A 25,511-nucleotide genomic window follows, 5' to 3' on the forward strand; every position below is an offset into this window, starting at 1 on the left:
GGTTAGTTTAGTCAATTGGACTAAACCGCTGTACCGGGAAAGTGGGCGATTATCGAACTTGATATTGCCTGTACCGGCCCTATCGCCGGCAAGCCAGCTCCCACAGGAAACCCATAGGGCTCCAGCTTTGTCGCCTGCAGCTTGATTACAAAATTGTAATTTTCCCGCCACCGCCCCGATAAGCGCGGCTTTCTACAGTCCCTCGCCAAAGCTCGCCGACGAGGACCTGTTTCGTGCCCATCCCCCGCAAGACCGCCTTGCTCTGCCTGTTGCTGGCTGTTGCCGCCAGCGCCCAGGCCAGCCAGAGCCTGAGCCTGCCCCAGGCGCTTGACGCCGCCTTTGCCCAGAACCCGGAGCTGGCCGCGGCCGGCCGGGAAATCGGTATTGCCGATGGCGAGCGGCGCCAGGCCGGGCTGATCCCCAACCCGGAGCTGTCCTGGGAGGTCGAGGACACCCGCCGTGACACCAGCACCACCACTGTCACCCTCAGCCAACCGCTGGAGCTGGGCGGCAAGCGCGGTGCACGCATCGCCGTGGCCGGTGCCGGTCAGGCCATTGCCCAGCTGGACCTGGAGCGCCAGCGCAACGGCTTGCGCGCCGATGTGGTGCAGGCGTTCCACGCGGCCCTGCGCGCCCAGACCGCGCTGGAGCTGGCGCAGCAATCGCAGGCGTTGACCGAGCGTGGGCTGCGAGTGGTGCAGGGGCGGGTGACCGCTGGCCAGTCATCGCCCGTGGAGGCCACCCGGGCCCAGGTGCAGTTGGCCCAGGCCCAGGCCGAAGTGCGCCGTGCGCAAACCCAGCGCAGTGTGGCTTACCAGGCCCTGGCACGGTTGACCGGCAGCCCGCTGGCAAGCTTCGATCAGTTGCAGGCCGCCAACCTGTCCCCCGGTGATGCACCCAGCGCCGACGCCCTGCTCGACCAGGTCGAGCAAACGGCTGAATGGCGCCTGGCCGCCGCCCAGGTCGAGCGCGGCGAAGCGTCCCTGGGTTCGGAAAAGGCCCTGCGCATTCCCAACCTCACCGTCAGCCTTGGCAGCCAGTACAGCCGCGAAGACCGCGAGCGGGTCAATGTGGTGGGCCTGTCGATGCCCTTGCCGCTGTTCGACCGCAACCAGGGCAACGTGCTGGCCGCGGCCCGCCGTGTCGACCAGGCGCGTGACCTGCGCAACGCCGTGGAGCTGCGTCTGCGCAGTGAAACCCGCAGCGCCGTCAGCCAGTGGGCCACGGCCATGCAGGAAGTGCAGGCCTATGACCGCACCATCCTGCCTTCTGCCCAGCAGGCCGTGGACACCGCCACACGCGGTTTCGAAATGGGCAAGTTTGCCTTCCTCGATGTGCTCGACGCCCAGCGCACGCTGATCGAGGCGCGCGGGCTGTACCTCGAGGCGCTGGCCTCGGCGACCGACGCGCGGGCGCAGGTCGAGCGGATCTATGGCGACCTCGATGGCCTGCGCAACAAATTGAACAGCAGGAGCAACAATGACTAATCCACGCAAGATAGCCCTTCTGGCTGCCGCCATTGCCGCGCTCGGCCTCGGTGGCCTGGCCTGGACCGGCAACCTCGGCAACGCGTCAGGCACTGAAGCCCGGCACGACGACCACGGCGAAGACAGCCACGGCCACGGCGAGGAACAGGCCGGCGAAGGCCACGAAGAAGATGAGGGCAAGCTGCACCTGTCCATCGCCCAGATCGAAGCTGCCGGTGTGCAACTGGCCAATGCCGGCCCTCGTGAACTGGGCACCGCCATCAGCTTCCCGGGTGAAATCCGCTTCGACGAGGACCGTACCGCCCACGTCGTGCCACGCGTGCCCGGTGTGGTCGAGTCGGTGCAAGCCGAGCTGGGCCAGGCGGTCAAGCGTGGTCAGGTGCTGGCGGTAATCGCCAGCCAGCAGATTTCCGACCTGCGCAGCGAACAACAGGCTGCCCAGCGCCGCCTGGAACTGGCGCGCCTGACTTTCCAGCGCGAACAGCAGCTGTGGCAGGAACGCATCAGTGCCGAGCAGGATTACCTGCAGGCCCGTCAGGCGTTGCAGGAAGCCGAGATTGCCTTGGCCAACGCCCGGCAGAAGGTCGCCGCCGTGGGCCCGGCCGGCGCCGGCAACCGCTATGAACTGCGCGCGCCGTTCGATGCAGTGGTGGTGGAAAAGCACCTGACCGTGGGCGAGGTGGTCGATGAGACCAGCAATGCCTTCACCCTGTCTGACCTCAGCCGGGTCTGGGCCACCTTCGCCGTCGCCCCGCGCGACCTGGACAAGGTGACCACCGGCCGCAATGTCACGGTCAGCGCGCCGGACCTGGGCGCCCAGGTCGAGGGCAAGGTCAACTACGTCGGCAGCCTGCTCGGCGAGCAGAACCGTGCCGCCACTGTCCGCGCCACGCTGGCCAACCCCAACGGCGCCTGGCGCCCAGGGCTGTTCGTCAATGTCGCGGTCAGCGTCGAACGCTTCAACGCCGCCGTGGTGGTACCGCAAAGCGCCTTGCAAACCTGGGAGGAGCAGATCGTGGTGTTTGCCCGTACCGAGGAAGGCTTCGAGGCCCGCCCGGTGAAGACCGGCCGCCGCGACGCCGGCCAGGTGGAAATCACCACCGGCCTTGCCGCCGGAACCCAGGTGGCCGCTGCCGGCAGCTTTGTCCTCAAGTCCGAGCTGGGCAAAGGCTCGGCCGAGCACAGCCATTGATCACGGGGACGCCTGCATGTTCGAACGCCTGATCCAATTCGCCATCGAGCAGCGCCTGGTGGTGATGCTGGCCGTGGTCCTGATGGCCGCGGTGGGTATCCACAGCTACCAGAAACTGCCGATCGACGCTGTACCGGACATCACCAACGTCCAGGTGCAGATCAATACCGCCGCCCCCGGCTATTCGCCGCTGGAGACCGAGCAGCGCATCACCTTCGCCATCGAGACCGCCATGGCCGGCCTGCCCGGGCTCAAGCAGACCCGCTCGCTCTCGCGCTCGGGCCTGTCGCAGGTCACGGTCATTTTCGACGACGGCACCGACCTGTTCTTCGCCCGCCAACTGGTCAACGAGCGCCTGCAAGTGGCGCGTGAGCAGTTGCCCGACGGCATCGAAGCGGGCATGGGGCCGATTTCCACCGGGCTGGGTGAAATCTTCCTGTGGACGGTGGAAGCCGAGCAGGGCGCGCTGAAGGAGGACGGCACACCCTACACCCCGACCGACCTGCGGGTGATCCAGGACTGGATCATCAAGCCGCAGCTGCGCAACGTGCCCGGGGTGGCCGAGGTCAACAGCATCGGCGGCCATGCCAAGCAGTACCTGATTGCGCCGGAGCCCAAGCGCCTGGCGGCCTACAAACTCACCCTCAACGACCTGATCGCGGCGCTGGAGCGCAACAACGCCAACGTCGGCGCCGGTTACATCGAGCGCAATGGCGAGCAGTTGCTGATTCGCGCGCCAGGCCAGGTGGCGTCGGCCGAGGACATCGCCAACATCGTCATCTCCAGTGTCGATGGCACGCCAATCCGCGTCAGCCATGTTGCCCAGGTCGGCCTGGGCGAAGAACTGCGCTCGGGCGCGGCCACCGAAAACGGCCGGGAAGTGGTGCTGGGCACGGTGTTCATGCTGATCGGCGAGAACAGCCGCACGGTGTCCCAGGCGGTCGCCGCCAAGCTGGTCGAGATCAACCGCAACCTGCCCAAGGGCGTGGTCGCGGTGACGGTGTACGACCGCACCAACCTGGTGGAAAAGGCCATCGCCACGGTGAAGAAGAACCTGGTCGAAGGTGCCATTCTGGTCATCGCCGTGTTGTTCCTGTTCCTGGGCAACATCCGCGCTGCGCTGATCACCGCCATGGTCATTCCGTTGTCGATGTTGTTCACCTTCACCGGCATGTTCAGCAACAAGGTCAGCGCCAACCTGATGAGCCTGGGCGCACTGGACTTCGGCATCATCGTCGACGGCGCGGTGGTGATCGTGGAGAACGCCATCCGCCGCCTGGCCCACGCCCAGCAACGCCATGGCCGCATGCTGACCCGCACCGAGCGCTTCCATGAAGTGTTCGCTGCCGCCCGTGAGGCGCGTCGGCCGCTGATCTATGGCCAGCTGATCATCATGGTGGTGTACCTGCCGATCTTTGCCTTGACCGGGGTGGAGGGCAAGATGTTCCACCCTATGGCCTTTACCGTGGTCATCGCCCTGCTTGGTGCCATGATCCTCTCGGTTACCTTCGTGCCGGCGGCCATTGCCCTGTTCGTCACCGGCAAGGTCAAGGAAGGGGAAGGCCTGGTAATGCGCACGGCGCGTCAGCGCTATGCCCCGGTGCTGGCCTGGGTGCTGGGCCGGCGCAAGCTGGCGTTCGCTGGCGCCGCTACCCTGGTGTTGTTGTCCGGGGTTATGGCCAGCCGCATGGGCAGCGAGTTCATCCCCAGCCTCAGCGAAGGCGACTTCGCCCTGCAGGCCCTGCGGGTGCCGGGTACCAGTCTGTCGCAGTCGGTCGACATGCAGCAGCGCCTGGAACAGGCGATCATCGCCCAGGTGCCGGAAGTGGAGCGGGTGTTCGCCCGCACCGGCACCGCCGAGATCGCCTCCGACCCGATGCCGCCGAACATTTCCGACGCCTATGTGATGCTGCGTCCGCGTGAGCAATGGGGCGACCCGGGCAAGCCGCGTGATGAGCTGATCGCCGAGGTACAACGTGCCGCCGCCAGCGTGCCGGGCAGCAACCACGAGCTGTCGCAGCCGATCCAGCTGCGCTTCAACGAGCTGATTTCCGGGGTGCGCAGCGATGTGGCGGTGAAGCTGTTCGGTGATGACATGGATGTGCTCAACCGCACCGCCGCGCAGATCGCCAGCAGCCTGCAAGGCGTGCCGGGCGCGTCCGAGGTAAAGGTCGAGCAGACTACCGGCCTGCCGGTGCTGACCATCGATATCGACCGCGACAAGGCCGCCCGCCATGGCCTTAACGTGGGCGATGTGCAGGACGCCATTGCCATTGCCGTGGGTGGCCGCACGGCCGGCACGTTGTACGAGGGTGACCGCCGTTTCGACATGGTGGTGCGCCTGTCGGAAACCCTGCGCACCGATGTCGACGGGCTGGGCAGCCTGCTGATTCCGGTGCCGGCCAGTGCTGCTGCGGGTGCCGGGCAAATAGGCTTCATCCCGCTGTCGCAGGTCGCCACGCTGAACCTGCAGCTGGGGCCGAACCAGGTCAGCCGCGAGGATGGCAAGCGGGTGGTGGTGGTAAGTGCCAACGTGCGTGGGCGCGACCTGGGTTCGTTCGTCGAGGAGGCCGAGCAGACGTTGATCGAGCAGGTGCAGATACCGCCGGGTTACTGGACCCGCTGGGGTGGCCAGTTCGAGCAGCTGCAGTCGGCGGCCGAGCGCCTGCAGGTGGTGGTGCCAGTGGCCTTGCTGCTGGTCATGGCGCTGTTGCTGATGATGTTCAACAACCTCAGGGATGGCCTGCTGGTATTCACCGGCATCCCGTTCGCCCTTACCGGCGGGGTGCTGGCGCTGTGGTTGCGGGACATTCCGTTGTCCATTTCCGCTGGCGTGGGGTTCATTGCCTTGTCGGGGGTGGCGGTGCTCAACGGGCTGGTGATGATCGCCTTTATCCGTGGCCTGCGGGAGGAAGGGCGCACGCTGCGGGCAGCGGTCGAGGAGGGCGCGCTGACGCGCTTGCGGCCGGTGCTGATGACGGCACTGGTGGCGTCGCTGGGGTTCATCCCGATGGCCTTGGCGACCGGGACCGGGGCCGAGGTGCAAAGGCCGCTGGCGACCGTGGTGATTGGCGGGATTCTGTCGTCCACCGCACTGACCTTGCTGGTGTTGCCGGCGTTGTATCAGTGGGCGTATCGGCGCGAAGAGGTGCAGGAGGGTTGAGCGTTTTGGGGCTGCTTTGCAGCCCATCGCGACACAAGGCCGCTCCTACAGGGGACCGCATCAGCCGCAAATTGACGCGATCCCTTGTAGGAGCGGCCTTGTGTCGCGATGGGCCGCAAAGCGGCCCCAAATTCTCAAACAGTACGACGAGCCCCAGTCCTTGCACCGTCGCCCCCAGCCTCATCATGCAACGAAATCCGCGAAGTCTCCGGCAACGCCAACCCACCCACCAACGCCACCAGTGCAATCACCACCAGGTAGAACGCCGGTGCCAGGCTGCTGCCGGTCTGCCCGATCAGCCAGGTCGCCACCAGCGGTGCGGTACCGCCAAACAGTGTATAGGCCACGTTGTAGGTAATTGCCGAAGCGGTATAGCGGGTGCGGGTAGGGAAGCTTTCCGACAGCAATGCCGCCGTGACCACACCACTGCACAACGCCCCCACCGCCAGCAGGATCACCCCCAGCAGCGCACCGGACATCGAGCCGGAACTGGCCAGCCAGTACGCCGGGAACACGCACAGCATCACCCACAGGCAGGTAAAGCCGATGGTCTTGCGCCGCCCGACGCGGTCCGAGAACGCCCCGGCCAGCGGGCAGCCGACCGCGGCGAACAGCAGGGCCACGGTGGTTACCAGCAGCGATTGCGCGCGGGTCAGGTTGCCGACCAGTTGCAGGTAGGTGGCGAAGTAGGTGGTGAACATGTAGAACGACAGCGCGGTCAGCGAGATGAAGGCCCCCAGGTTGCGGATCGCCCGGCCATGGTTGCGCAGGGTTTCCTTGAGCGGCGAATGTTCATGCTCCTTGCCCTGGGCGATGGCTTCGCGGAACGCCGGGGTTTCTTCCATGCGCCAGCGCAGGTACAGGCCGACCAGCCCCAGCGGCGCGGCGATCAAGAACGGGATGCGCCAGCCCCAGGCATTCATCGCCTCGGCCGACAGGCTGGCTTCCAGGCCATAGGCGATCACTGCCGCGCAGGCAAAGGCGGAAAAGGTCGACACCGGTACGAAGCTGCCATAGAAGGCGCGCTTGTCGTTGGGCGCATGCTCCATCAGGTAGGCGCAGGCCCCGGCATACTCGCCACCGGCGGAAAAGCCCTGCAGGCAGCGCGCCAGGGTCAGCAGCGCGGGGGCTGCCAGGCCGATGCTGGCGTAGGTCGGCAGCAGGCCGATGAGGGTCGTGGAGCCGGCCATCAGCAGGATGGTCAGCGAAAGGATGCGCTTGCGCCCCAGGCGGTCACCCAGCGCGCCGAACACGATGCCGCCCAGCGGGCGCAGGGCGAACGCCACGGCGAATACCGCAAAGGTCTTGAGCAAGGCCACGCTGGCGTCTTCGCTGGCGAAGAACTGGCTGGCGATCAGGGTAGCGAGAAAGCCGTAGACGGCGAAGTCGAACCATTCGACGAAATTGCCGATGGCCGAGGCGGCGATCACCCGGCGCAGGGTGGCGGGGGATACCTCGTGAGGTGCGGGCATGCGAGTGCTCTCCGGTTCCATTGGCAGGCATGATGAAAGTGGCGCGGTCGGGCCGCGCCATCATTGTTGTGCTTGCCAGTAGATAGCCGGGCGCTGGAACGCGCTTTGTCGAGGGCGACCTCGGGATACCTGAATCAACCGCGAGCTGTTCGCTTGACGCGGTCCACTGTAGGAGCGGCCTTGTGTCGCGAAAGGGCTGCGCAGCAGCCCCTCGATTGCAGCTTCGCCACTGACATCGCCGGGGCCGCTCTGCGACCCTTTCGCGACGCAAGGCCGCTCCCACAAGAGCCAATGCAGGCCCGGGATGTTCATGCAAGACAGGCCATGGGTTCAGAAGCGCATATCCAGCGCCAGCTCGAAGGTGCGCGGCGGCCCCATGTAGTACTGGCTGTTGTAGGCCTGCTTGGCATACACCTCGTCGGTCAGGTTGCGTACTCGCCCGGTGAGCGTGGTGTGTTCATCCAGCCGGTAGCGGGCGAACGCGCCGAACAGGGTGTACGCCGGGGCCTTGAGGCTGTTGGCGTTGTCGGCATACACCGAGCCCACGTAGCGCCCGTCTGCCCCCACCGACCACGCCGGGGTCAGGCTGTAGGTCAGCCACAGGTTGGCGACGTTGGCCGGTACGTTCACCGGTGCGTTGCCCTTGCGCGATACCGACACGCCGTTGACCGCCTCGTTGAACGCGTCGTACTGCGCATCGACATAGGCATAGTTGGCTTCGGCCAGCAGCTTCGGCGTCACCTGCAGGCGCCCGGACAACTCGACACCGCGTGAGGTCTGCTGCCCGGCCTGGACCGTGAGGTTGGCGTCGTTGGAGTCGCGCACGGCAAAGTCCTTGCGCACGATCTGGTACAGCGCCAGCGTGGCTGCGCCGCGCCCGTCGAGAAAGTCGAACTTGCTGCCCACCTCCCACTGCTCGCCCTTGGACAGGTCGAACAGCCCGACGTTGGAATAGGTCGCTGCCGCCAGCGAGCCGGCCGGCAAGTCGGCAGAGGTACTGTACTGCGCATAGACGCTGGCGGACGGGGTCAGCGCGTAGGTCAGGCCGATACGCCCGGAAAGCGGTTCCCAGCGCCGTTCGAAGAACGCCGGCGAGGTTGGCGTTACCGCGCCGTAGTTGGTCACCTGCATGTCCAGGTAGTCGTAGCGCAGGGCGGTCAGCAGGGCCAGGCGTTCGGTGAGTTGCAGGCGGTTTTCGGCAAACACCGCGCGGTTGGTCACCTCGTGGCGGCGTTGCTTGGTCAGGCCGGCATTCACCCCGGGGATGTCGTCGAAGCTGCCGGGGTCGAAGTGCTCGGCATCGACCACATCGCTCCAGCTGCTCGACGTGGGGTAGAGGGTCTGGTGCATGCGCGAGTACTCCAGCCCCAGCGACCACTGGCTGGCCAGGCCGAACAGCTGGTTGTCGTGGCGCAGCTCGATGCGGTCGCCCAGCAGGTTCTGGTCGTGGCGCTGCAGGTAAGGGCTGCTGCGCTGTACCTTGCCATCGCTGGTGTAGCTGTAGCGTTCGAGGTTGCGGTAATCGCGCTGGGCGTTGTAGTGGTACAGCGTGTTCTGCACGCTGGTGCTGTCGCTGAGCTGGTAGTCGAGGATCGAGCGTAGCCAGCGTACCCGCTGCTCGTAGCGCCCGTCGCCGACGTTGTAGTTTTCGAAGCGGCGGCTGTTGTCGATCTTCATCGTGCTGCGCCCGGGCAGGATCGGCGAGCCCCAGTAAGGGCTGTCTTCGCGGTCTTCCTGGTACTCCAGGGCCAGGGTGTGGGTGAGGTTGGGCGTGAGGTCGCTCAGCAACGAGAAGGCCAGGCTGTCGGTGTGCCGTTCGTTGCGGTCGATGTAGCCGTTGCCCTGCCCGCGGCTGAAGTCCAGGCGCACGAAATGGCGGGCATCGGCGGGGTTGCTGGCCAGTGCCTGGTTGATGCCGAACGCCACTTCGCTGTCGTCGAAGCTGCCATGGCGGATACGGCCGTCGATGGTCTGCTGATCGCGGCTGGCCAGCTTGGTGATGTAGTTGATCGAGCCGCCCACCGCGCCTGCACCATGCAGGAACGACGATGGCCCGCCGATCAGTTCGACGCGGTCGAGCACCCAGGCATCCACTGGCCGGGTGGCGCTGCTGTAGCCCAGGTTGATGCCGTTGTACAACTGGGTAACCTGGTTCTGGGTGAAGCCGCGGTAGGCGACGAAGCCGCCAAAGCCGGGGTTGGCCGAGGCATTGACGCCGGTCATGGCGTTGATCACGTCCTGGCTGTCCTTGGCGCCGCGCTCCTCGATCAGGCGGCGGTCCGAGACACTGACCGAGGCCGGCGTTTCCCGCGCGGTGAGGCCCAGGCGCGAACCGGTGCGGATCGGCTCGTCCAGTTGCACGCCGCTGGCGGCGTCGCGTTCACCGTCGATGGTGGTGGCGCTCAGTTCCACCGGGGCAGCATCCGCCCAGGCAAGGTTGCAGGTGCCCATGAGGAGCACCAGGGAGGTTTTGCGAAGCATGTTGGTGTGTCTTCCACGCAAAGGTCATGGCTGACCGCGAGCGCGCGCAGTCAGGCGCGCCCGGTTGAGGTCAGGCGAAATGAAGTACGGCTGCGGGGAAAGCGACGGGGGAGGCGCGGGGGTTGAGGGCGGGGCGTTGATAGCGCGGCGGCGGTTGCGCCCAGCTGCGCACCACGATGGGCGAGGTGGCCACGGCTTGCGCCGGGGTGAACGACCAGCCGCTGCTGCTGAGCGGCACGGCCAGGCCGAACGAGGAGCACACCGGGCAGTCGAGCTGGGCCATGTGCTGGTCGCCGCCAGCGCCATCCAGGTCGATGGCAACGCCGTGTTCGCTGTTGATCGAGCAGAAACCGCCTTCCAGGCCGGCCAGGCGCAGGCCACCCATCTGGCCATGGTGCAGGCCGCACAGAACCAGGCTGAACAGGACACTGGCGTAGAGCGTCCAGGCGGTCAGCGTGCGGGTATGCCGGGTGGTTTTCATGGCGGCGAATCTACCATCCGGATGAACGGTCGGGTAGTGCTTCGGGCTTGATATTTTGGGGCTGCAATTTGACGAGATCCCTTGTAGGAGCGGCCTTGCGTCGCGAAAGGGGCGCAAAGCGCCCCCAGGGTTCTGTCAGGCCGCACGCTCCAGTACATCCAGCAAATCAACAAACTCCAGCGCCAGTTTATGCCGCGGCGCCAGGTGCACCAGCGGCACCGAGGCCTGGTGCGATTCACGCATCTTGATCGAACTGCTCAGGTACACCGGCAGCACCGGCATGCCTTCACCGCGCAATTGCTCGATCAGGGTCTGGTGCAGCGCGGTGCGCCCGGCGAACTGGTTGACCACCACACCTTCCACCTGCAACGCCGGGTTGTGGTCCTGGCGCAGTTCTTCGACCTCGGCCATGACGCAGTGCAGGGCCTGGCGCGAAAAGCTGTCGCAGTCGAACGGGATCAACAGCCGCTCGGCCGCCACCAGCGCGCTGAAGGTATAGAAGTTGAGCGCCGGCGGGGTGTCGATGTAGATCCGCTCGTAGTCCTCGCCCAGTTCCACCAGCAGCTTGCGCAGCTTGTTGATCTTGAACTTGCTCTCCAGCTTGCCTTGCAGGTCGCTGAGGTCGGGGCTGGCGGTCACCAGGTGCAGGTTGCTGTAGCGGGTTTCGGTGATCGCCACCCGGTGCTTCTTGCCGGCAGCGGTGACTGGCGACAAGGTCTGGCGGAAGAAATCGGCGATGCCGGAAGGAATGGCGTCATTGACCAGGCCGGTCAGGTAGTAGGTGGCATTGGCCTGCGGGTCGAGGTCGACCAGCAAGGTCCGGTAGCCTTCGGCGGCACTGGCGGCGGCAAGGTTGCAGGCGATGCTGGACTTTCCGACGCCACCTTTCTGATTGAAAACCACACGACGCATTAGACGCTCATCCATGAAATGAAAATGTCAGGTTGGGGTCAATCCTATGACTGGAACAAGACAGTTTTATGACAAGGAATGTTACAACCTGCCAAGTTCATTTCTTCATGTGGCAATAGGTTTGCCTTGAGCTGTGTAGTGTCTGTTCCGGCCCTTTCGCGGGTGAACCCGCTCCCACAGGTTATGCACCGCCCTTGAGGGCAGCGGGGTACCTGTGGGAGCGGGTTTACCCGCGAAGAGGCCGGAACAGGCAAACAAGGGCGTTCAGGCAACAACCACCCGATTGCGCCCCTCCTGCTTGGCCCGGTAAAGCGCCCGGTCAGCCTCGCTCAACGCATCCCCCGGTTCGCTCTCGGCCTCGCCATCCCAACGCGCCACCCCAAGCGACACGGTCACCGCCCCCACCGGCTCCACCGGCGTATCCTGCACCGTCACCCGCAGCCGCTCGGCCACCACTGCCGCAACGTCCACGCCGGCCCCCGGCAGCAGCATCAGGAACTCCTCGCCGCCGGTGCGGCACAGCAGGTCACCCTCGCGGCAACAGCGGCGCATCAGTTCCGCCAGCCGGCGCAGTACCTGGTCACCCACCTCGTGCCCGTGGCGGTCGTTTACCCGCTTGAAATGGTCGACATCCAGAACGATGGCCGCAAATGCCCGGCCCTCGGCTTCCAGCAACGACAGGTTGAACTCCAGGCTGCGGCGGTTGCCCAGGCCGGTCAGCGGGTCGGTCTGGGCGTCGCGGTTGAGCCGGCCGATGCGTTCATGCAGCAGGTTCAGCCCAAACAGCAGCGCGCGCTTCAGCTCGGCCGCCTCGAAGTACCAGGCCGGTACCCGATGCAGGCGCTCGGCAGTGCCGGCCCGGTCCATCGAGCGGGCGCCGGCGGCCAGCTGCCACAGCGGCCGGGCGATGGTCATGGCCAGCCACCACAGCAGCACGCTGCCCACCAGCGCCAATGGTGCGGAGGTGCCGACCACGTTGAGGATCAGGTGGCTAAGCGGCGTCACTGTCTGGGTCAGCGGCTGCTGCGCCACCACGCCCCAACCAGCGCTGGGCACGGTGGCGTATCCGGCGAGCATTTCCACGCCGAGGCTGTTGGTCAGTTGCCGGGTACCATTGCCCAGGCTCGCCAGCTGATCGATCAATTCATTGCCTTCAACCACCGTCCCCACGCGCTGGCTGTCGGGGTGATACAGCAGACGGCGGTTGCGGTCGACCACGTACAGGTAGGAACCATCCTTGTAGAAATGCTCCCCCAGCAGGCTGTTGAGGATGTTGCGTTCACGCAGGTACAGGCTGCCGCCGACATACCCCAGGTAGCGGCCATTGCTGTCGAAAATGGGTTGCGACAGCGCCACCACCAGGTTGTTGGCCGCCGATATGTAGGGCGTCGACACCAATGGGCGGCGCGCCTGCAGCGCCTCCTGGACACCGGGCGAATGCATGTGGCTGCCGACCAGGTGCCGCAAGGGGGCGGGGGAAATCGCCAGCAGCACCCCGTTGGCATCGATCACGAAGGTGGAATTGAAGGCCATGCTCTGGCTCAGGACACGCTCGGTCTCCGACTGCAGGGCGACGGCGTCACCCAGCTGGCGGCCTTGCACGCCAGCACTGAACGACAGCTGCTGCAAGGCGTTGTCGATAAAGGTCTCGGTGATGCTTGCCAGCTTCATCGCATACACCCGGTTGGCTTCCAGGGCATGGTCGATCAGCAGTTGGCGTTGCACCCGGTAGCTGGCGAAGTAGCTGGCGCACAGCATGACCACGGCGGTAAGGGCGCAAAGCACCAGAATGAGTGTGCGTAGATCCGGGCGCAGTCCGTGCTTGGCGTGTGGCAATCCTGACCTCGGGTGATCGAAAAACAGCTACGAAATGGGAACAACCTTACGCCTTATGAGCGCAGTGGGGAACCGCGTTCAGGAGCCTGCCTTTTCCAGCGCGTCCAGTTCGTCTTCCACCTGTTGCATGCGCTGCTCGGCCAGGGCCTGCACTTTCGCGTCGCGGGCCGATTCGCGCATCAGGGCGGTGAGCTTCTCGCTCAGGCGCTTGCCGGCCTCGGTGTCTTCCAGGGCGCGGGCCTTGGCCGGGTCCTGAGTGGCCTCGACGATGGTGGCGAATTCGGCATCGCTGAAGTTCTTTTCGCTGTACAGGCGGAACAGGTCCTGGCGCTGGTCCTCGACGGTCAGGTGCTTGCGCAGCACGCCCTGGATGGTCGCCTGCGGCAGCTGCGGGTGCGTGCGGCCGAGCAGCGCGGCCATGCGCTCGATGTTGTGCGTGTAGGCATCCTGCAGCGGCAACTGGGCCAGGATCTGTTCTTCACGGGAGGGTTTCTGGTCGCAGGCGGTGAGGGCTGCAGTCAGCAGCAGGGGCAGCAGCAACTTCTGGAGGCGAGGCATGGCGTGGCCTGGTTGGGCAGTGAGTGTTGCCGATTATACGGCAGTTGTGGTTGCCTGATGGATTTTGGGGGCCGCTGAGCGGCCCATCGCGACACAAGGCCGCTCCTACAGGGAGCGCGCCTGGCCGGATCTTTGCGCGAATCCCCTGTAGGAGCGGCCTTGTGTCGCGATGGGCTGCAAAGCAGCCCCATTCAGGCAACGCGGAGCATCAGAACCCACCCCCCAACGGCCATTCCACCGCCAACCGTATCTGGTCCCCATCCAGCTCCGCCTGCGCCGTATTGCCCCGATGCACGTTATGCCGCAGCGAAAACGCGGTGCCCTTGGCCTTGCCGCTCTGCACCACATACCGTGCCTCCAGGTCGCGCTCCCAATGCTTGCCCCCCTTGCCATACCCCAGGTACGCATACCCGCCCGCAGGGTCGACATGGCTGCCGTCGATATCGAACCCGCGCACGTACAACGCGGTCAGGTTCAACCCCGGTGCGCCGTAGGCGCCCATGTTCAGGTCATAGCGCGCCTGCCACGATTTCTCGTTCGGCGCGTTGAAGTCCGACATCTGCACCGCGTTGGCAATGAAGATCGCCCCTCGCGTCACGTAGTCGAATGGCGTGTTGCCGTCCACCTGCTGCCAGCCCAGGCTGAAACCGTGCGGCCCGTGGTCGTAACGCGAGACCAGGCTCCAGGTGGTGTTGTCGATGTGCCCGGACAGCGCTTTGCCGGTATCGGTGGTGCGGTACAGGTTGAGCTCGAGGGTGAGACTGCGTCGCTCATCCAGGGCATGGCTGAGGGTGCTGCCCAGGTAATGCTGGTTCCAGCTGTCCTGGTAGCGTGAGGTGTACAGGCTGCCGCTGAAGGCGGCGCCGGGGTTCCACACCACGCCGGCCAAATCGAAGCTGTTGCCCTGGCGGCCATTGGAGTAGTTCACCACGAAGCCCTGGTCGTGGCTGGAAGCATTGCGGTCGGCGTTTTCGTTGAAGTGCCCGGCCACCAGCCTGAGGTGGTCGAACTCGGTGCTGTCAAGGAAGAACCCGGTCGCGGTCTCGGGTAGCAGGCGGCTGTCGGAGGAACTGAACACCGGGGTCTTGACCCGTTGCTCACCGTAGGACAGCACGGTATCGGACATGCGCAGTTTCAGTGCCGCGCCGGCACGGCTGTATTCGTTCTTCGGGTGCCCCTCGTTATCCACTCCGAGCAAGCGTGCCTTGCCCACGCGCCCGCCGCCGCTGTCGAGTTGCACGCCCAGGTAGGCGTGGGCGTCGACCCCGACACCGATCAGCCCCTGGGTAAAACCGGACCGGAAGGTGCCCATCAGGCCATAGGCCCATTCCTCGGCCTTGCCGCTACGTTCATCGCGCGGCTTGTAGGCGTTGCGCCCGGCACTGTTGCGCCCGCCATGCTTGTAGTCGCGCTGGTCGAATACGCTGCGGTTGAGCAGGTTCCAGCGGCCATCCTCGACAAAACCGTTGCTTTGCGACTGGGCGGAGTCGGCCAGCGCAGGGGGCGCGAGCAGGGCGCTGGCGAGCAGCAAAACGGCAGGGCGCGGCATGGGCAGAACTTCCTGTTCAGGGGGCGCGAAAACGCAGGATGTGCGCGCCGTCGAAGGGGTCGATGAGGTAATGGGCGTGCACGCCGAAGGTGTTCAGCAGGCGCTCGGGTGTAAGCACCTCGAGCGGTTTGCCGAGGGCGACCAGGCGGCCCTTGTCGAGCACCGCGACGCGGTCGCAGGTGAGCGCCTGGTTGAGGTCGTGCAAGGCCACCAGGGTGGTCACCGGCAGGGCCTGCACCTGTTGCAACAGGCTCAGCTGGTGCTGGATATCCAGGTGGTTGGTCGGCTCGTCCAGCAGCAGCACCTGTGGCCGCTGTGCCAGGGCACGGGCGATGTGCACGCGCTGGCGCTCGCCACCGGACAACGACCCCCACAGGCGTGTGCGCAGGTGCAGGGCGTCGAGGTCGGCCAGGGCCTGCTCGACGATCGTACGGTCCTCCCTGGAGAACGGCGCCAGCGCCGACAGCCAGGGGGTGCGGCCCAGGGCAACGGCATCGAACACGCTGATCGCATCGAGGGTGTCGGCCTGCTGTTCGACCAGCGCCAAGGCCTGGGCGACACGGCGTCGGGGCAACCGTGCCAGCGGTTCGCCCAGCAGTTGCACGCTGCCGCTGCCTGGCTTGCGCAGCCCGGCCAGCACCTTCAGCAGCGAGGATTTGCCGGAGCCGTTGGGGCCGACGATGCCCAGGGTTTCACCGGCGACAACACGTAGTTCGATATCACTGAGCACGGTATTGCCGGCCAGTTGCAGCCCCAGGTTCTGGCAACTCAAGGGGGCCAGCTGTACCGCCGTCATGACCGTCATGGGCGCCCCCGGCGGCTGACCAGGATCAGCGCGAAGACCGGTGCGCCGAGCAGCGCGGTGACCACGCCAACGGGGATCACCTGGCCCGGGATCAAGGTGCGCGACAGAATGTCGGCGGCAATCAGGAACAGTGCCCCGCCCAGTGCGCTGGCGGGCAGCAGGCGGCTGTGCCCGGGGCCGAGCAGCAGGCGCAGGGCATGGGGGATCACCAGCCCGACAAAACCGATGGCACCGACGATGGACACCATCACGGCGGTCACCAGCGCCGCGCAGCTGATCAGCAGCAACTGGGTACGCCGCACCGGGATGCCCAGCGATGCCGCCGAGTCGGCGCCGAAGGTGAAGGCATCCAAGGCACGGCGATGCCACAGGCACACCAACAGCCCGAACAGTACAACTGGCACGGCCAGCCACACCGAAGGCCAACGCACGCCACTGAGGTTGCCCAAAAGCCAGAACAGGATGCCGCGCGCCTGCTCGGCGGTGGCCGACATGGTGATGAGGAAGGCGGTAAGGGCGTTGAACAGTTGCGAGCCGGCGATCCCGGCAAGGATCACCTGGGCATTGTTGCTGCTGGGGCCGGCTGCCCTGGCCAGCACCAGTACCAGGGCGAACGCTGCCAGGGCGCCGATGAAGGCGCCGCCGGACATGCTCAGCGCCAGGCTGCCGAAGCCCAGCAGGCCCACCAGCACCGCACCGGTCGAGGCGCCGGCAGACAGCCCCAGCAGGTAAGGTTCGGCCAACGGGTTGCGCAACAGTGCCTGGAGGATCACGCCGCAGGTGGCCAGGCCTGCGCCGCAGGCTGCAGCGACCAGGGTGCGGGGCAGGCGGTAGTTCCAGACGATGCCGGCGTCGATCGGGTCGACCGGGTAGCCGGCCTGCCACAGGTGGTTGGCCAGCACCTGGCCGACCACGCTGGGCGACAGGTTGGTTTCGCCGATGGCGGTGCCGGCCAGCAGGGCCGCCAACAGGGCGGCCAGGGCAACGGCGATGCAGGGTAACAGGCGCATCATCACTGGGCTGCTTTGCCGCTGGCGAAGGCGGCGGCCAGCGTCTGCAGGCCGGTGAACAAGCGAATGCCGGCCTGCATGGCATCGGCGTCGAGGATGATGATGCGATCGTGCTTCACCGCGTCCATGTTGCGCGTTACCGGGTCGCTACGCAGGAATGCCAGCTTCTTCTGGTAGTCGTCGGCGGGGTAGCGGCGGCGGTCCATGCGGGCAATGATCAGCCAGGTGGGGTTGGCCTTGGCCAGGGTTTCCCAGCCTACGGTCGGCCATTCTTCGCTGGACTCGACCACGTTGCGCACGCCAAGGGTGCGCAGCATGAAGTCGGCGACCCCCTGGCGGCCTGCCACGTAGGGGTCGATGTGCAGGTCGGCGCTGGAGAACCAGAACAGCGCCGAGGTAGCGGCTAGGTCCTTGTCGGCCAGTTGCGCCTTGGCACTGTCCAATCGGCCTTTGAGTTCGGCATTCAGGGCCGTGCCACGGTCCTGCACGTCGAAGATTGCCGCCAGCTGGCTGACGCTCTTGTAGATGGAGTCGACCTGGAACGCCTGCAGGCGGGTGCCATCGGCGCCCACCAGGTTGTCCTTGCCTTCGCAGTCCGACGGCAGCAGGTAGGTGGGGATGCCCAGTTCATCGAACTGCTCGCGGGTGCCGACCACGCCCTGGGCACCGACCATCCATTCGAACTGCACCGTCACCAGTTGCGGGCGCTTGCCCACTACCGCCTCGAAGCTGGGCTCGTTGTCGGCCAGGCGCGGCACCTTGGCGTTCTGCACCTGGTACTCGGGCAGCACGTTGTTGAACCACAGCGAGGTGGCCGCCAGTTTGTCGCCCAGCCCCAGCGCGTAGAGCATCTCGGTACTGGCCTGGCCAATGGTGACCGTGCGTTGCGGCGCCTGGGCGAAGGTTTGCGGCTTGCCGCAGTTGTCGACCGTCAGCGGGTAATGGGTGGCAGCAGCCTGGGCCAGGCCGGTGAGGCCGAGGCTGGCGAGCAGGGTGGCAAAACGGGGCAGCATGCTGGGCGATCTCCTATCGGACAGTTCGGGTGAGGAACGCACGGACAGGCATCGCCGAGCCCCCGCTGGCGGCAGGGGCAACACTGATGGCCAATCCCGGACACCCCGCCGGTTGGTGAATGTAGGCCGGCAGGTCTCCTGACTGGTGCGTCATGGCCTGGCTCCGGCCTTCCCGGGTTCGTGGCCCAGTGGCATCGATGGAGCAGGCTCGGCACCTACAGTTGCGGGGGCAGTTCCGTTTGGCCCGAATTGGCGGGCCTGGGATTCCCTATTGATTCCGTGGTGGAAACCGGCGGCCGGCATGGTAGACCATCGTGCCGCCGGGTGAAAACGCTTTTCAGAAGTACTTCAGCCAGGTGATGTCGCGCCGTCGCGCCTTCAGGCGAGCGAACCAGCGCACCGGCAGGTACAGCGAAACCGCCAGCAGCACTGCCCCCAGCCACACCGCGGCGATGCCGTCGAAGCCGAAGTAGTCGCCGTGGTTGCGGCCGAACAGCGCCACGCTGGCCAGGTACAGCAGCTTCAGCACATACAGGTGCAGCAGGTAGAAGAACATCGGTGCTGCGCCGAACACCGCCAGGGCACTGATCCAGCGGGCCTGGCCGGCGCGTTCGAAGGCGCGCAGCAACAGCAGGCCACAGCCCAGGGTCAGGGCCAGGAACAGCAGCGACGGCGGGTACTTGGTGATGTTGAAGAAGCTCATCAGGGTTTGCGTGACGGTTGGGTAAGCGCTCCACGGCGCCTCGCCGTAGCCGTTGACCAGGCGCAACACGACAAAGCCCAGCAGCGCGATCAGCCCGGCCAGCAGCAGGCGATGCTGGCGTTGACCGGCCTCGCTGCCACGGGCGAACCACGGGCCCAGGCCGTAGCCCAGGGCAATGACACCGATCCACGGCAGCACCGGGTAGGAGGTGCGCAGGCGCAGGTTTTCGGAGAACTCCAGCCAACCCCGGTCATGCAGGATCGCCCATGGCACATGCAGGGCGGATTCGGCGCCAAAGTGCAGGCCATCGAGCAGGTTGTGGCCGGCGATGATGATTGCGCCCAGGGTGATCAGGGCGGCACGTGGCAGCCAGACCAGCAGCGACAGGGCGATCATGCTCACGCCGATGGCCCAGATCACCTGCAGGTAGATGACGCTGGGCGGCAGCTGGAAGGTCCAGGCGAAGTTGACCAGGGTGAATTCCAGCACCACCAGGAACAGCCCGCGCTTGAACAGGAACGCCGAGACATCGCCGCGGCCCTGGTGTTTCTCGCCGTACAGCCAGGCCGACAGGCCGGTCAGCATGACGAACACCGGCGCGCACAGGTGGGCCAGGGTACGGCTGAAGAACAGCGAAGGCTCGGTGGTATCGATAGCCATCGGGTCGCTGACCTGGCGGTGCAGGAAGAAGGTTTCGCGGACATGGTCCAGGAGCATGAACAGGATCACCAGGCCGCGCAGGGCATCGATGCTCTGCAGGCGCTGGGTGACCAGGGTGGGAGTGGCGCTGGCGCTTGTCATGGGAGGTCGCTGATAGGAATGGATGTCAACTGAAACGTTATCTTATAACTAAAGTGTGACGGGGCGGTAGATGTTTTTGTGCTACCTGTGCCGGCCTCTTCGCGGGTAAACCCGCTCCCACAGGTACCTCACCGTATTCGAATTCTGTGTTATCCCTGTGGGAGCGGGTTTACCCGCGAAGAGGCCGGTGCAGGCAGTTCAGATCAGAAGCTGTAATCCACCGTCGCAAAGTACGACCGTGGCATCCCCATCAGCCACTGCTGGCCACTGAACGCCGACTGCACATACTCACGGTCGAACAGGTTGTTCAACTGCAACCCCAGCCGCACATCCGGCAACACCTGCCAGCCGATGTCGGCATCGACCACGGTGTAGCCGGGGGCGCTCTGGGTGTTGGCGGTATTGGCATATCGTTCGTCCACATAGCGCGCGCCAATGCCGGCCTCCAGCCGCTGGCCGAAGCCTTTGCTCAGCCACAGGTTGGCGGTACGCCGCGGGACATTGGCCGGGCGATTGCCCGCACGGTCCTGCGCCACGCCGCCGACCATTTCGTCGAAGTCGTCATACCTGGCGCGCACGATCGCCGCGTTGGCCGACACCTGCCACTGATGCGCAAGCGCCAGTTCCAGGGTTGCCTCCAGGCCGTCGGACGTCTGCTGGCCAGCCTGCTGCTTCTCGTGGGTGAACGGGTCATCCACCAGCAGCTTCTTCTTGACGATGTGGTACGCCGCCAATGTCCATTCGCCACGCCCCTCCCAGAAGCGCTGCTTCAGGCCCACCTCGGTCTGCCTGGCCTCGGTCAGGTCGTAGTGCATCTGGTTGGCGCTGAGGCTGATGAGGTTGTCGACCCCGTCCTCGCTGGTGGAGTACTGGCCATACAGCGACAGGTCGTCGCTGACCGCAAACACCAGCCCGGCACGCCAGTTGCCCCCTTGCAGGCTGCGGTCGCTGCGGCTGTCGGTGGTCAGTTTCTCCTGGACGATGTGGTTCTGGTCGCGGCGCACGCCGGTGACCAGGGACAGGCGATCGCTCAACTGCAGGCGGTTTTCGGCGAACAGGGCAAAGGTGTGGGTGGTGGACAGGGTTTGCGGGCGCAGCGGCGAGGCGCTGTGGAACCAACCCGGTTGTGGCTGCCAAGGGTCGACGTAGTCACCGCCCACATCGTTGTAGGGCGCGTTGCTGTCGACGTTGAAGCGGACTTTGTTGTACTCGGCGCCGACCACGGTCTTGCTGGCCAGGCCGAACAGCGTGTGGTCGAGGGTGAAGGCCTGGCGATCGCCGAACTGTTCCTGGTTGTGCTTGATCTGCAGGTAGCTGCCGCGCAGCAGCTGCTGGCGCCCGGCATCCCAGCTGTACTCCTCGGCATTGCGCCAGTGACGGCGGCTCTTGATGTAGTACAGCTGGTTGCTGGCGCTGAGGTGGTCGTTCAACGTCCAGTCGGTGTTCAGGCGGGTCCATTCATCGACGTAGTGCTGCACATCGTCCTGCACGTTGTAGTTCTTCTTGCGCAGGCTGCTGCGGTAGTGGCCGTCGATCAGCGGGGTGCCGTAGTAGTTGGCAGGCTGCGCATCGCCGCGGTCGTGGGCGAGGGTGAAGCTGAGGTCGTCGCTGGCATCGAAGCGCAGCGCGGCGCTCAGCGCCAGGCTGCGTGACGGGGTGCGGTCGACCCAGCCGTTACCGGTTTGCTGGTTCAGGGCCAGGCGGTAGCTCAGGCGCTCGCCGAGGCTGCCGCCGCTGTCCAGGCCGAGCTGCTGGCGGTCCCACGAACCGTAGCCCAGGCGCAGGTGGTTGCGTATCTCGCCGGCAAACGGCTTTTTCGGGATCACGTTGACCACCGCACCGGTGGCCCCTTCGCCATACAGCACCGAGGCCGGGCCGCGAATCACATCGATGCACTCGACCATCCATGGGTCGACCGGGAACGTCTGGGTGCCGGCACCGGTGTACAGGCGTGCGCCGTCGAACAAGGTCATCACCGAGTTGTGCCCGGTAAAGCCGCGGGCGGACAGGCCCGTGCCGCCGTCGCCCGGGGAGCCGATGTAGCTGATGCCCGGTGAGCGGGTCACCGCGTCCTGTACGGTGAGGTTGCTGCGCTGCTGGATCTGCTCGGCGCTGATGCTGCTGGTGCTGGCCGGTGTCTCCAGGGCGCTGAGGCCCAGGCGCGAGCCCGCCTGGGTCGGGGTGGCCAGGTCGATGGCGTGGCTGCCTTGGGTGTCGGTGATGGCCGTGGAGGGCAGGGCCAGTGGCTGTCGGTCGAGGTCATCGGCCAGGGCCGGCAGGGATACGGCCAGGCAGGCCGCCAGGGGGTGAAGCTTGAAGATACGGGACATGTCGTTCCACTACTGCAGGAATGAATGGATCCCGGTGGAAAACACGCAAAGGCGCACCGTGCACGCAGGCGCGCGCGCGGATACCGGCCTGCGCCCGCCCACCGCGGGTTGCCAAGTGAAGCTCCAGGCCGGTCTCCGGGCTTGCGAGGGGCATGAAACCTTCACCTTCCCATGCATGTGCACAGTGGTATCTCGAAGGGTTCGCTCGCTTACCGTTGCGGGGGCAGCGCCGGACTTGTCGTGGGCAACACGACGCACCGGCTTCCCGTTTCACCCTGCGCGCGGCGGCGCAGGGCACCTGAAACTGGCGGGCATATGACCATTGAAACGCGGGAGGCGTCAAATCTGCCTGCTACCAATGAAACAACTCTCGTCGCGCCCCCTCGGTAATCGCCACGATCCCCGGGTGCTTGACCTTGCGCTCTACCGAAATGGCATAGAACGACTCGTGCACCGCCTCGGTCTGCCCGATCAGCTCCACGCCGTACTGGCGGCACACTTCCTCGGCGATCACGCTGGGCGCAACGAAGATGCCGCTGCCCGACTGCCCGAACGCCTGCATCAAGGCACTGTCATCGAACTCGCCCACGATCCGTGGCTGCACCTGCTGCTCACCCAGCCAGCGCAGCAGGCGGCTGCGTACCACGGTTTCCTGCCCGGGGATAAGCAATGGCGCATCCTGCAGGCAGGCGGGGAAGGGGCCTTCCAGGCGTTGTGCCAGCGCCGGGGTGGCGAAGAAGCTCAACCCACACTCGCCCAGTTTCTGGCTATAACCCTTGATGTCCAGGTGGCTGGGCATGGGGCTGTCGGAAATCACCAGGTCCAGGCGCTGGATCGCCAGGTCGGCCAGCAGCCGTTCGAGCTTGTCTTCGCGGCAGTTGATACGCAGCATGTCGTCCAGCTCCATGGTCGGTGCCAGCAGGCGGTAGACGATGGACTTGGGCACCACATCAGCCACACCCACGCGGAACAGGATCTGCTCCTGCGGGCCGGCCCGCAGCATGGCCTCCAGCTCGTTACCCAGCTGGAACATCTGCTCGGCATAGATCAGCGTCTGGCGCCCTGTTTCGGTCAGTTCCAGCTGGCGCCCCACGCGCTGGAACAGCTCCAGGCCATAGGTCTGCTCAAACAGGCTGATCTGACCGCTGATGGTTTGCGGGGTCAGGTTCAACTGTTCGCTGGCGCGGGCGATGCTGCCGGTCTTGGCAACGGCCCAGAAGTAGTGCAACTGCCGATAGTTGAGCATCGGTATCGTTCCGGATTCGTAAAAACCGAAGTATAACCGCTGAAAATACGAATTTTCCGGATGTGTTGCGCTCTTTAGAATGCGACTCCATCAGGCGCCGTGTGCGCCGCCGGAACATGAAAAGCGAGGAACCCATGCTGCAACTAAAATCCATCGGCACGCCGCTGGTGCTGGCCTTGGCCCTGTTCACCCTGGCCGGTTGCGAGCAGGCCGAGAAATCCGCCCAGCAGATGCTCGACCAGGCCGCACAGTCGGCCAAGCAGGCCATCGACGACACCAACAAGGCCGCCCAGCAGGCGTTGAGCGAGGCCATCGGCAGCGAAGGGCAAAAGCCCAAGGACGCCGACAAGAAAGAAGACACCCAGGAAATCTGACCCCCAACCGCTGCTGCAGGATTTGAACAATGGAATACTTGCTGGAACTCGTCGCTAGCCCTACCGCCTGGGTTGCCCTGGCTACGCTGGTAGCCATGGAAGTCGTGTTGGGCATCGACAACCTGATCTTCATCTCCATCCTGACCAACAAGCTGCCGGTGGAGTACCGCTCCAAGGCGCGCCGTATCGGTATCAGCATGGCCTTGGTCATGCGCCTGGCCTTGCTCAGCACGGTGGCCTGGATCGTCCAGCTGACCGACCCGGTGTTCGAAGTGTTCGGCAATGCCTTCTCCTGGAAGGACGTGATCCTGATTGCCGGTGGCCTGTTCCTGCTGTGGAAGGCGACCAAGGAAATCCATGAGAACGTCGACCCGCACGGGGCCAAGGAAGAAGCCAAGGTGTCGTCGACGGTTACCCTGGGCTTTGCCGCGGCGATCTTCCAGATCCTGTTGCTGGACATCGTCTTCTCGGTCGACAGCATCATCACCGCCGTGGGCATGACCGAGCACCTGCCGATCATGATCATTGCCGTTATCACTGCCGTGATCGTCATGATGGTGGCCGCCGACCCGTTGGCCAACTTCATCAACGACAACCCGACCGTGGTGATGCTGGCCCTGGGCTTCCTGATCATGATCGGCATGACGCTGATCGCCGAAGGTTTCGGCGCCCATGTACCGAAGGGTTATGTGTACGCGGCCATGGCCTTCTCGACGGCGATCGAGATCCTCAACATCCTGGCCCGTCGGGCGCGGTTGAAGCGCGAAGCGGCTGAAGTTTGATGCAAGAAAAGCGGGGCGCTTGCGCCCCATTCGCGGGTGAACCCGCTCCCACAGGTCCCCGCCACTTCTGAAGGCAGTGGAGGGCCTTGTGGGAGCGGGTTCACCCGCGAATGGGCCTCCGAAAGCTCTGAATCAGTGCACCCCGGCATGCCGCCGCGTCCGGCGCACAGGCTGTGGCTTGGCGGGGGCCTGCGGTGGCAGGTGGTGGTGGGAGTGACGCCGCACGATACGCAGTACACCCCATAGCATGGCGGCTGCAACGCTCAGCCACATGCCCACCAGCATGAGGATTGCCATGGTCAGGCTCATCTGTGCCTCCATCTCTACGGGCCGCGCTCGGTCGCCGACGCTGGCCTTCCAGACACTGCTTTAGTCTAGTCTCTCGCCTGTGACGTTCCATTGACCAAAGGTCTATTGCTTGGTCCGATTTGCTCCTAACCGGTGTCGGACTATACCCGCGCCGCTGTCCGACCTATGATCGGTGGCCAGAGCCGGGCGCTGCCTGCCCGGCGTTGGAGCAAGCGAGTGTCCATGCAGCAACCTTCCTTCAAGACCATCCCTCGTCGGCTGCTGGCGGCCTGCCTGGTAGCGGCCAGCCTGGCCGGTTGTGCCAGCGCACCCTCCGCCAACCTCAAGGGCCTGCCGCAGCGGGTCGAGATCAGCAGCGTGCCGTTCTACCGTGGCAACGCCAACCACAGCGGGGCCATGGCATTGGCGGCGGTGCTGTCGCAACAGGGGGCTCCGATCACGCCGGGGCTGCTGGACAAGCCGCTGAACCTGCCCCAGGGCGCCGAGGCGCTGGACACCAGCATCCCCCGGGTGGCGCGCGACTACGGCATGGTGGTGTATCCGCTGGACAAGCAGCTGGACGCGCTGTTGACCCAGGTGGCGGCGGGCAACCCGGTGCTGCTGCGTTACGAGGATGGTTCGGCCTGGTGGAGCGAGCCACGCTATGCCGTGCTGATCGGCTACGACCGCTACAAGCAGCGGGTGCTGTTGCGTTCAGGCATGCACCGGCGGCAGCTGATGGCGTTCGATGACTTTGCCTCGGCGTGGGCGAAGCTTGGGAGCTGGGCGGTGCTGGTGCAGCCACCGCGGCAACTGCCGGCCCAGGTGGACCGCCAGCGCTGGTTGCAGGCTGCGGATGAACTGGCGCGGGCGGGGCAGGAGATTGCGGCGAAGCAGGCTGTGAGTAGCCTGAACAAATAGCTTTGTCTGTACCGGCCCTTTCGCGGGTGAACCCGCTCCCACAGGAAACCCGCTGCCCTCAGGTCCAGTGATATCCCTGTGGGAGCGGGTTTAGCCGCGAAGAGGCC

The 25,511-nt window shown here is 65.5% G+C and carries 20 protein-coding genes and 2 riboswitches; of the genes, 6 read left to right on the forward strand and 14 right to left on the reverse strand.

What is annotated here, in order from left to right:
- Window positions 1-233: 233 nt before the first annotated feature.
- From CAG00_RS00760 to CAG00_RS00770, 3 genes are read left to right on the forward strand one after another with little or no spacing between them, the layout of a single operon-like run.
- The gene (locus CAG00_RS00760) at window positions 234-1,487 is read left to right on the forward strand and encodes a TolC family protein (protein ID WP_085663188.1); all 1,254 of its coding nucleotides are present in this window, start codon (window positions 234-236) and stop codon (window positions 1,485-1,487) included.
- The gene (locus tag CAG00_RS00765) at window positions 1,480-2,679 is read left to right on the forward strand and encodes an efflux RND transporter periplasmic adaptor subunit (protein WP_085663189.1); all 1,200 of its coding nucleotides are present in this window, start codon (window positions 1,480-1,482) and stop codon (window positions 2,677-2,679) included. The genes CAG00_RS00760 and CAG00_RS00765 overlap by 8 nt, the downstream gene beginning before the upstream one ends.
- Before the next feature lie 16 nt (window positions 2,680-2,695).
- Window positions 2,696-5,842: an efflux RND transporter permease subunit gene (locus CAG00_RS00770; RefSeq protein WP_085663190.1), complete on the forward strand. Its 3,147-nt coding sequence runs from the start codon at window positions 2,696-2,698 to the stop codon at window positions 5,840-5,842.
- Between the two features lie 134 nt (window positions 5,843-5,976).
- Here CAG00_RS00770 and CAG00_RS00775 read toward each other — a convergent pair whose 3' ends face one another.
- From CAG00_RS00775 to nhaR, 13 genes are all read right to left on the reverse strand, one after another.
- Window positions 5,977-7,314 carry an MFS transporter gene (locus CAG00_RS00775; protein ID WP_085663191.1) on the reverse strand — a complete coding sequence of 446 codons (1,338 nt, stop codon included), beginning with the start codon at window positions 7,312-7,314 and terminating at the stop codon, window positions 5,977-5,979.
- Window positions 7,315-7,644: 330 nt separating this feature from the next.
- Entirely contained in the window at window positions 7,645-9,795 is a 2,151-nt protein-coding gene (locus tag CAG00_RS00780) for a TonB-dependent siderophore receptor (RefSeq protein WP_085663192.1), read from the reverse strand.
- Window positions 9,796-9,865: 70 nt separating this feature from the next.
- Complete coding sequence (locus CAG00_RS00785) at window positions 9,866-10,276, reverse strand: DUF2946 family protein (protein ID WP_085592246.1); 411 nt, start codon at window positions 10,274-10,276, stop codon at window positions 9,866-9,868.
- A gap of 135 nt (window positions 10,277-10,411) precedes the next feature.
- Window positions 10,412-11,188, reverse strand: a complete 777-nt coding sequence (locus CAG00_RS00790; RefSeq protein WP_085663193.1) for a ParA family protein — start codon at window positions 11,186-11,188, stop codon at window positions 10,412-10,414.
- Window positions 11,189-11,452: 264 nt separating this feature from the next.
- On the reverse strand, window positions 11,453-13,024 hold the full coding sequence (locus CAG00_RS00795; RefSeq protein WP_085663194.1) for a sensor domain-containing diguanylate cyclase: 1,572 nt from the start codon (window positions 13,022-13,024) through the stop codon (window positions 11,453-11,455).
- A gap of 78 nt (window positions 13,025-13,102) precedes the next feature.
- Window positions 13,103-13,582, reverse strand: coding sequence for a hypothetical protein (locus CAG00_RS00800; protein ID WP_085663195.1), 480 nt, complete (start codon window positions 13,580-13,582; stop codon window positions 13,103-13,105).
- 208 nt (window positions 13,583-13,790) lie between these two features.
- A complete protein-coding gene (locus CAG00_RS00805) occupies window positions 13,791-15,131 on the reverse strand; it encodes an OprD family porin (RefSeq protein ID WP_085663196.1) in 1,341 nt (446 codons plus the stop codon).
- A 16-nt stretch (window positions 15,132-15,147) separates the two neighbouring features.
- The gene (locus CAG00_RS00810; RefSeq protein WP_085663197.1) at window positions 15,148-15,936 is read right to left on the reverse strand and encodes an ABC transporter ATP-binding protein; all 789 of its coding nucleotides are present in this window, start codon (window positions 15,934-15,936) and stop codon (window positions 15,148-15,150) included.
- On the reverse strand, window positions 15,933-16,949 hold the full coding sequence (locus CAG00_RS00815; protein ID WP_085663198.1) for an iron ABC transporter permease: 1,017 nt from the start codon (window positions 16,947-16,949) through the stop codon (window positions 15,933-15,935). Before CAG00_RS00815 ends, CAG00_RS00810 begins: the two co-directional genes overlap by 4 nt.
- Window positions 16,949-17,959, reverse strand: coding sequence for an ABC transporter substrate-binding protein (locus tag CAG00_RS00820; protein ID WP_085663199.1), 1,011 nt, complete (start codon window positions 17,957-17,959; stop codon window positions 16,949-16,951). The genes CAG00_RS00815 and CAG00_RS00820 overlap by 1 nt, the downstream gene beginning before the upstream one ends.
- 110 nt (window positions 17,960-18,069) lie before the next feature.
- Window positions 18,070-18,268, reverse strand: a riboswitch (cobalamin riboswitch).
- A gap of 28 nt (window positions 18,269-18,296) precedes the next feature.
- Window positions 18,297-19,463, reverse strand: coding sequence for a DUF1624 domain-containing protein (locus CAG00_RS00825; protein ID WP_085663200.1), 1,167 nt, complete (start codon window positions 19,461-19,463; stop codon window positions 18,297-18,299).
- 203 nt (window positions 19,464-19,666) lie between these two features.
- Window positions 19,667-21,793, reverse strand: a complete 2,127-nt coding sequence (locus CAG00_RS00830) for a TonB-dependent siderophore receptor (protein WP_085663201.1) — start codon at window positions 21,791-21,793, stop codon at window positions 19,667-19,669.
- A gap of 108 nt (window positions 21,794-21,901) precedes the next feature.
- A riboswitch (cobalamin riboswitch) is annotated at window positions 21,902-22,110 on the reverse strand.
- Window positions 22,111-22,145: 35 nt separating this feature from the next.
- On the reverse strand, window positions 22,146-23,039 hold the full coding sequence (gene nhaR, locus CAG00_RS00835; RefSeq protein WP_085663202.1) for a transcriptional activator NhaR: 894 nt from the start codon (window positions 23,037-23,039) through the stop codon (window positions 22,146-22,148).
- A gap of 134 nt (window positions 23,040-23,173) precedes the next feature.
- Between nhaR and CAG00_RS00840 the strand changes: the two genes are divergently transcribed.
- Together CAG00_RS00840 and CAG00_RS00845 are read left to right on the forward strand one after the other, a co-directional pair.
- A complete protein-coding gene (locus CAG00_RS00840; RefSeq protein WP_085663444.1) occupies window positions 23,174-23,413 on the forward strand; it encodes a hypothetical protein in 240 nt (79 codons plus the stop codon).
- A gap of 29 nt (window positions 23,414-23,442) precedes the next feature.
- Window positions 23,443-24,195: a TerC family protein gene (locus CAG00_RS00845; protein ID WP_085663203.1), complete on the forward strand. Its 753-nt coding sequence runs from the start codon at window positions 23,443-23,445 to the stop codon at window positions 24,193-24,195.
- Window positions 24,196-24,327: 132 nt separating this feature from the next.
- Here CAG00_RS00845 and CAG00_RS28740 read toward each other — a convergent pair whose 3' ends face one another.
- The gene (locus CAG00_RS28740) at window positions 24,328-24,504 is read right to left on the reverse strand and encodes a hypothetical protein (RefSeq protein ID WP_176240841.1); all 177 of its coding nucleotides are present in this window, start codon (window positions 24,502-24,504) and stop codon (window positions 24,328-24,330) included.
- A 165-nt stretch (window positions 24,505-24,669) separates the two neighbouring features.
- On the opposite strand from CAG00_RS28740, the gene CAG00_RS00850 reads away from it, so the two are divergent.
- Window positions 24,670-25,404: a peptidase C39 family protein gene (locus CAG00_RS00850; protein ID WP_085619087.1), complete on the forward strand. Its 735-nt coding sequence runs from the start codon at window positions 24,670-24,672 to the stop codon at window positions 25,402-25,404.
- Window positions 25,405-25,511: the final 107 nt, after the last annotated feature.

This window comes from Pseudomonas sp. B5(2017) (genome assembly GCF_002112825.1).
Classification (GTDB): Bacteria; Pseudomonadota; Gammaproteobacteria; order Pseudomonadales; family Pseudomonadaceae; genus Aquipseudomonas; species Aquipseudomonas putida_Z.

Excerpts from the sequence above, each read along its gene's own strand:
- nhaR (WP_085663202.1), bottom strand. The coding sequence starts at position 23,039 with ATGCTCAACTATCGGCAGTTGCACTACTTCTGGGCCGTTGCCAAGACC.
- CAG00_RS00830 (WP_085663201.1), bottom strand. The coding sequence starts at position 21,793 with ATGTCCCGTATCTTCAAGCTTCACCCCCTGGCGGCCTGCCTGGCCGTA.
- CAG00_RS00825 (WP_085663200.1), bottom strand. The coding sequence starts at position 19,463 with ATGACAAGCGCCAGCGCCACTCCCACCCTGGTCACCCAGCGCCTGCAG.
- CAG00_RS00810 (WP_085663197.1), bottom strand. The coding sequence starts at position 15,936 with ATGACGGTCATGACGGCGGTACAGCTGGCCCCCTTGAGTTGCCAGAAC.
- CAG00_RS00780 (WP_085663192.1), bottom strand. The coding sequence starts at position 9,795 with ATGCTTCGCAAAACCTCCCTGGTGCTCCTCATGGGCACCTGCAACCTT.
- CAG00_RS00850 (WP_085619087.1), top strand. The coding sequence starts at position 24,670 with ATGATCGGTGGCCAGAGCCGGGCGCTGCCTGCCCGGCGTTGGAGCAAG.
- CAG00_RS28740 (WP_176240841.1), bottom strand. The coding sequence starts at position 24,504 with ATGAGCCTGACCATGGCAATCCTCATGCTGGTGGGCATGTGGCTGAGC.
- CAG00_RS00790 (WP_085663193.1), bottom strand. The coding sequence starts at position 11,188 with ATGCGTCGTGTGGTTTTCAATCAGAAAGGTGGCGTCGGAAAGTCCAGC.
- CAG00_RS00815 (WP_085663198.1), bottom strand. The coding sequence starts at position 16,949 with ATGATGCGCCTGTTACCCTGCATCGCCGTTGCCCTGGCCGCCCTGTTG.
- CAG00_RS00800 (WP_085663195.1), bottom strand. The coding sequence starts at position 13,582 with ATGCCTCGCCTCCAGAAGTTGCTGCTGCCCCTGCTGCTGACTGCAGCC.
- CAG00_RS00770 (WP_085663190.1), top strand. The coding sequence starts at position 2,696 with ATGTTCGAACGCCTGATCCAATTCGCCATCGAGCAGCGCCTGGTGGTG.
- CAG00_RS00820 (WP_085663199.1), bottom strand. The coding sequence starts at position 17,959 with ATGCTGCCCCGTTTTGCCACCCTGCTCGCCAGCCTCGGCCTCACCGGC.
- CAG00_RS00840 (WP_085663444.1), top strand. The coding sequence starts at position 23,174 with ATGCTGCAACTAAAATCCATCGGCACGCCGCTGGTGCTGGCCTTGGCC.
- CAG00_RS00845 (WP_085663203.1), top strand. The coding sequence starts at position 23,443 with ATGGAATACTTGCTGGAACTCGTCGCTAGCCCTACCGCCTGGGTTGCC.
- CAG00_RS00785 (WP_085592246.1), bottom strand. The coding sequence starts at position 10,276 with ATGAAAACCACCCGGCATACCCGCACGCTGACCGCCTGGACGCTCTAC.
- CAG00_RS00805 (WP_085663196.1), bottom strand. The coding sequence starts at position 15,131 with ATGCCGCGCCCTGCCGTTTTGCTGCTCGCCAGCGCCCTGCTCGCGCCC.
- CAG00_RS00765 (WP_085663189.1), top strand. The coding sequence starts at position 1,480 with ATGACTAATCCACGCAAGATAGCCCTTCTGGCTGCCGCCATTGCCGCG.
- CAG00_RS00775 (WP_085663191.1), bottom strand. The coding sequence starts at position 7,314 with ATGCCCGCACCTCACGAGGTATCCCCCGCCACCCTGCGCCGGGTGATC.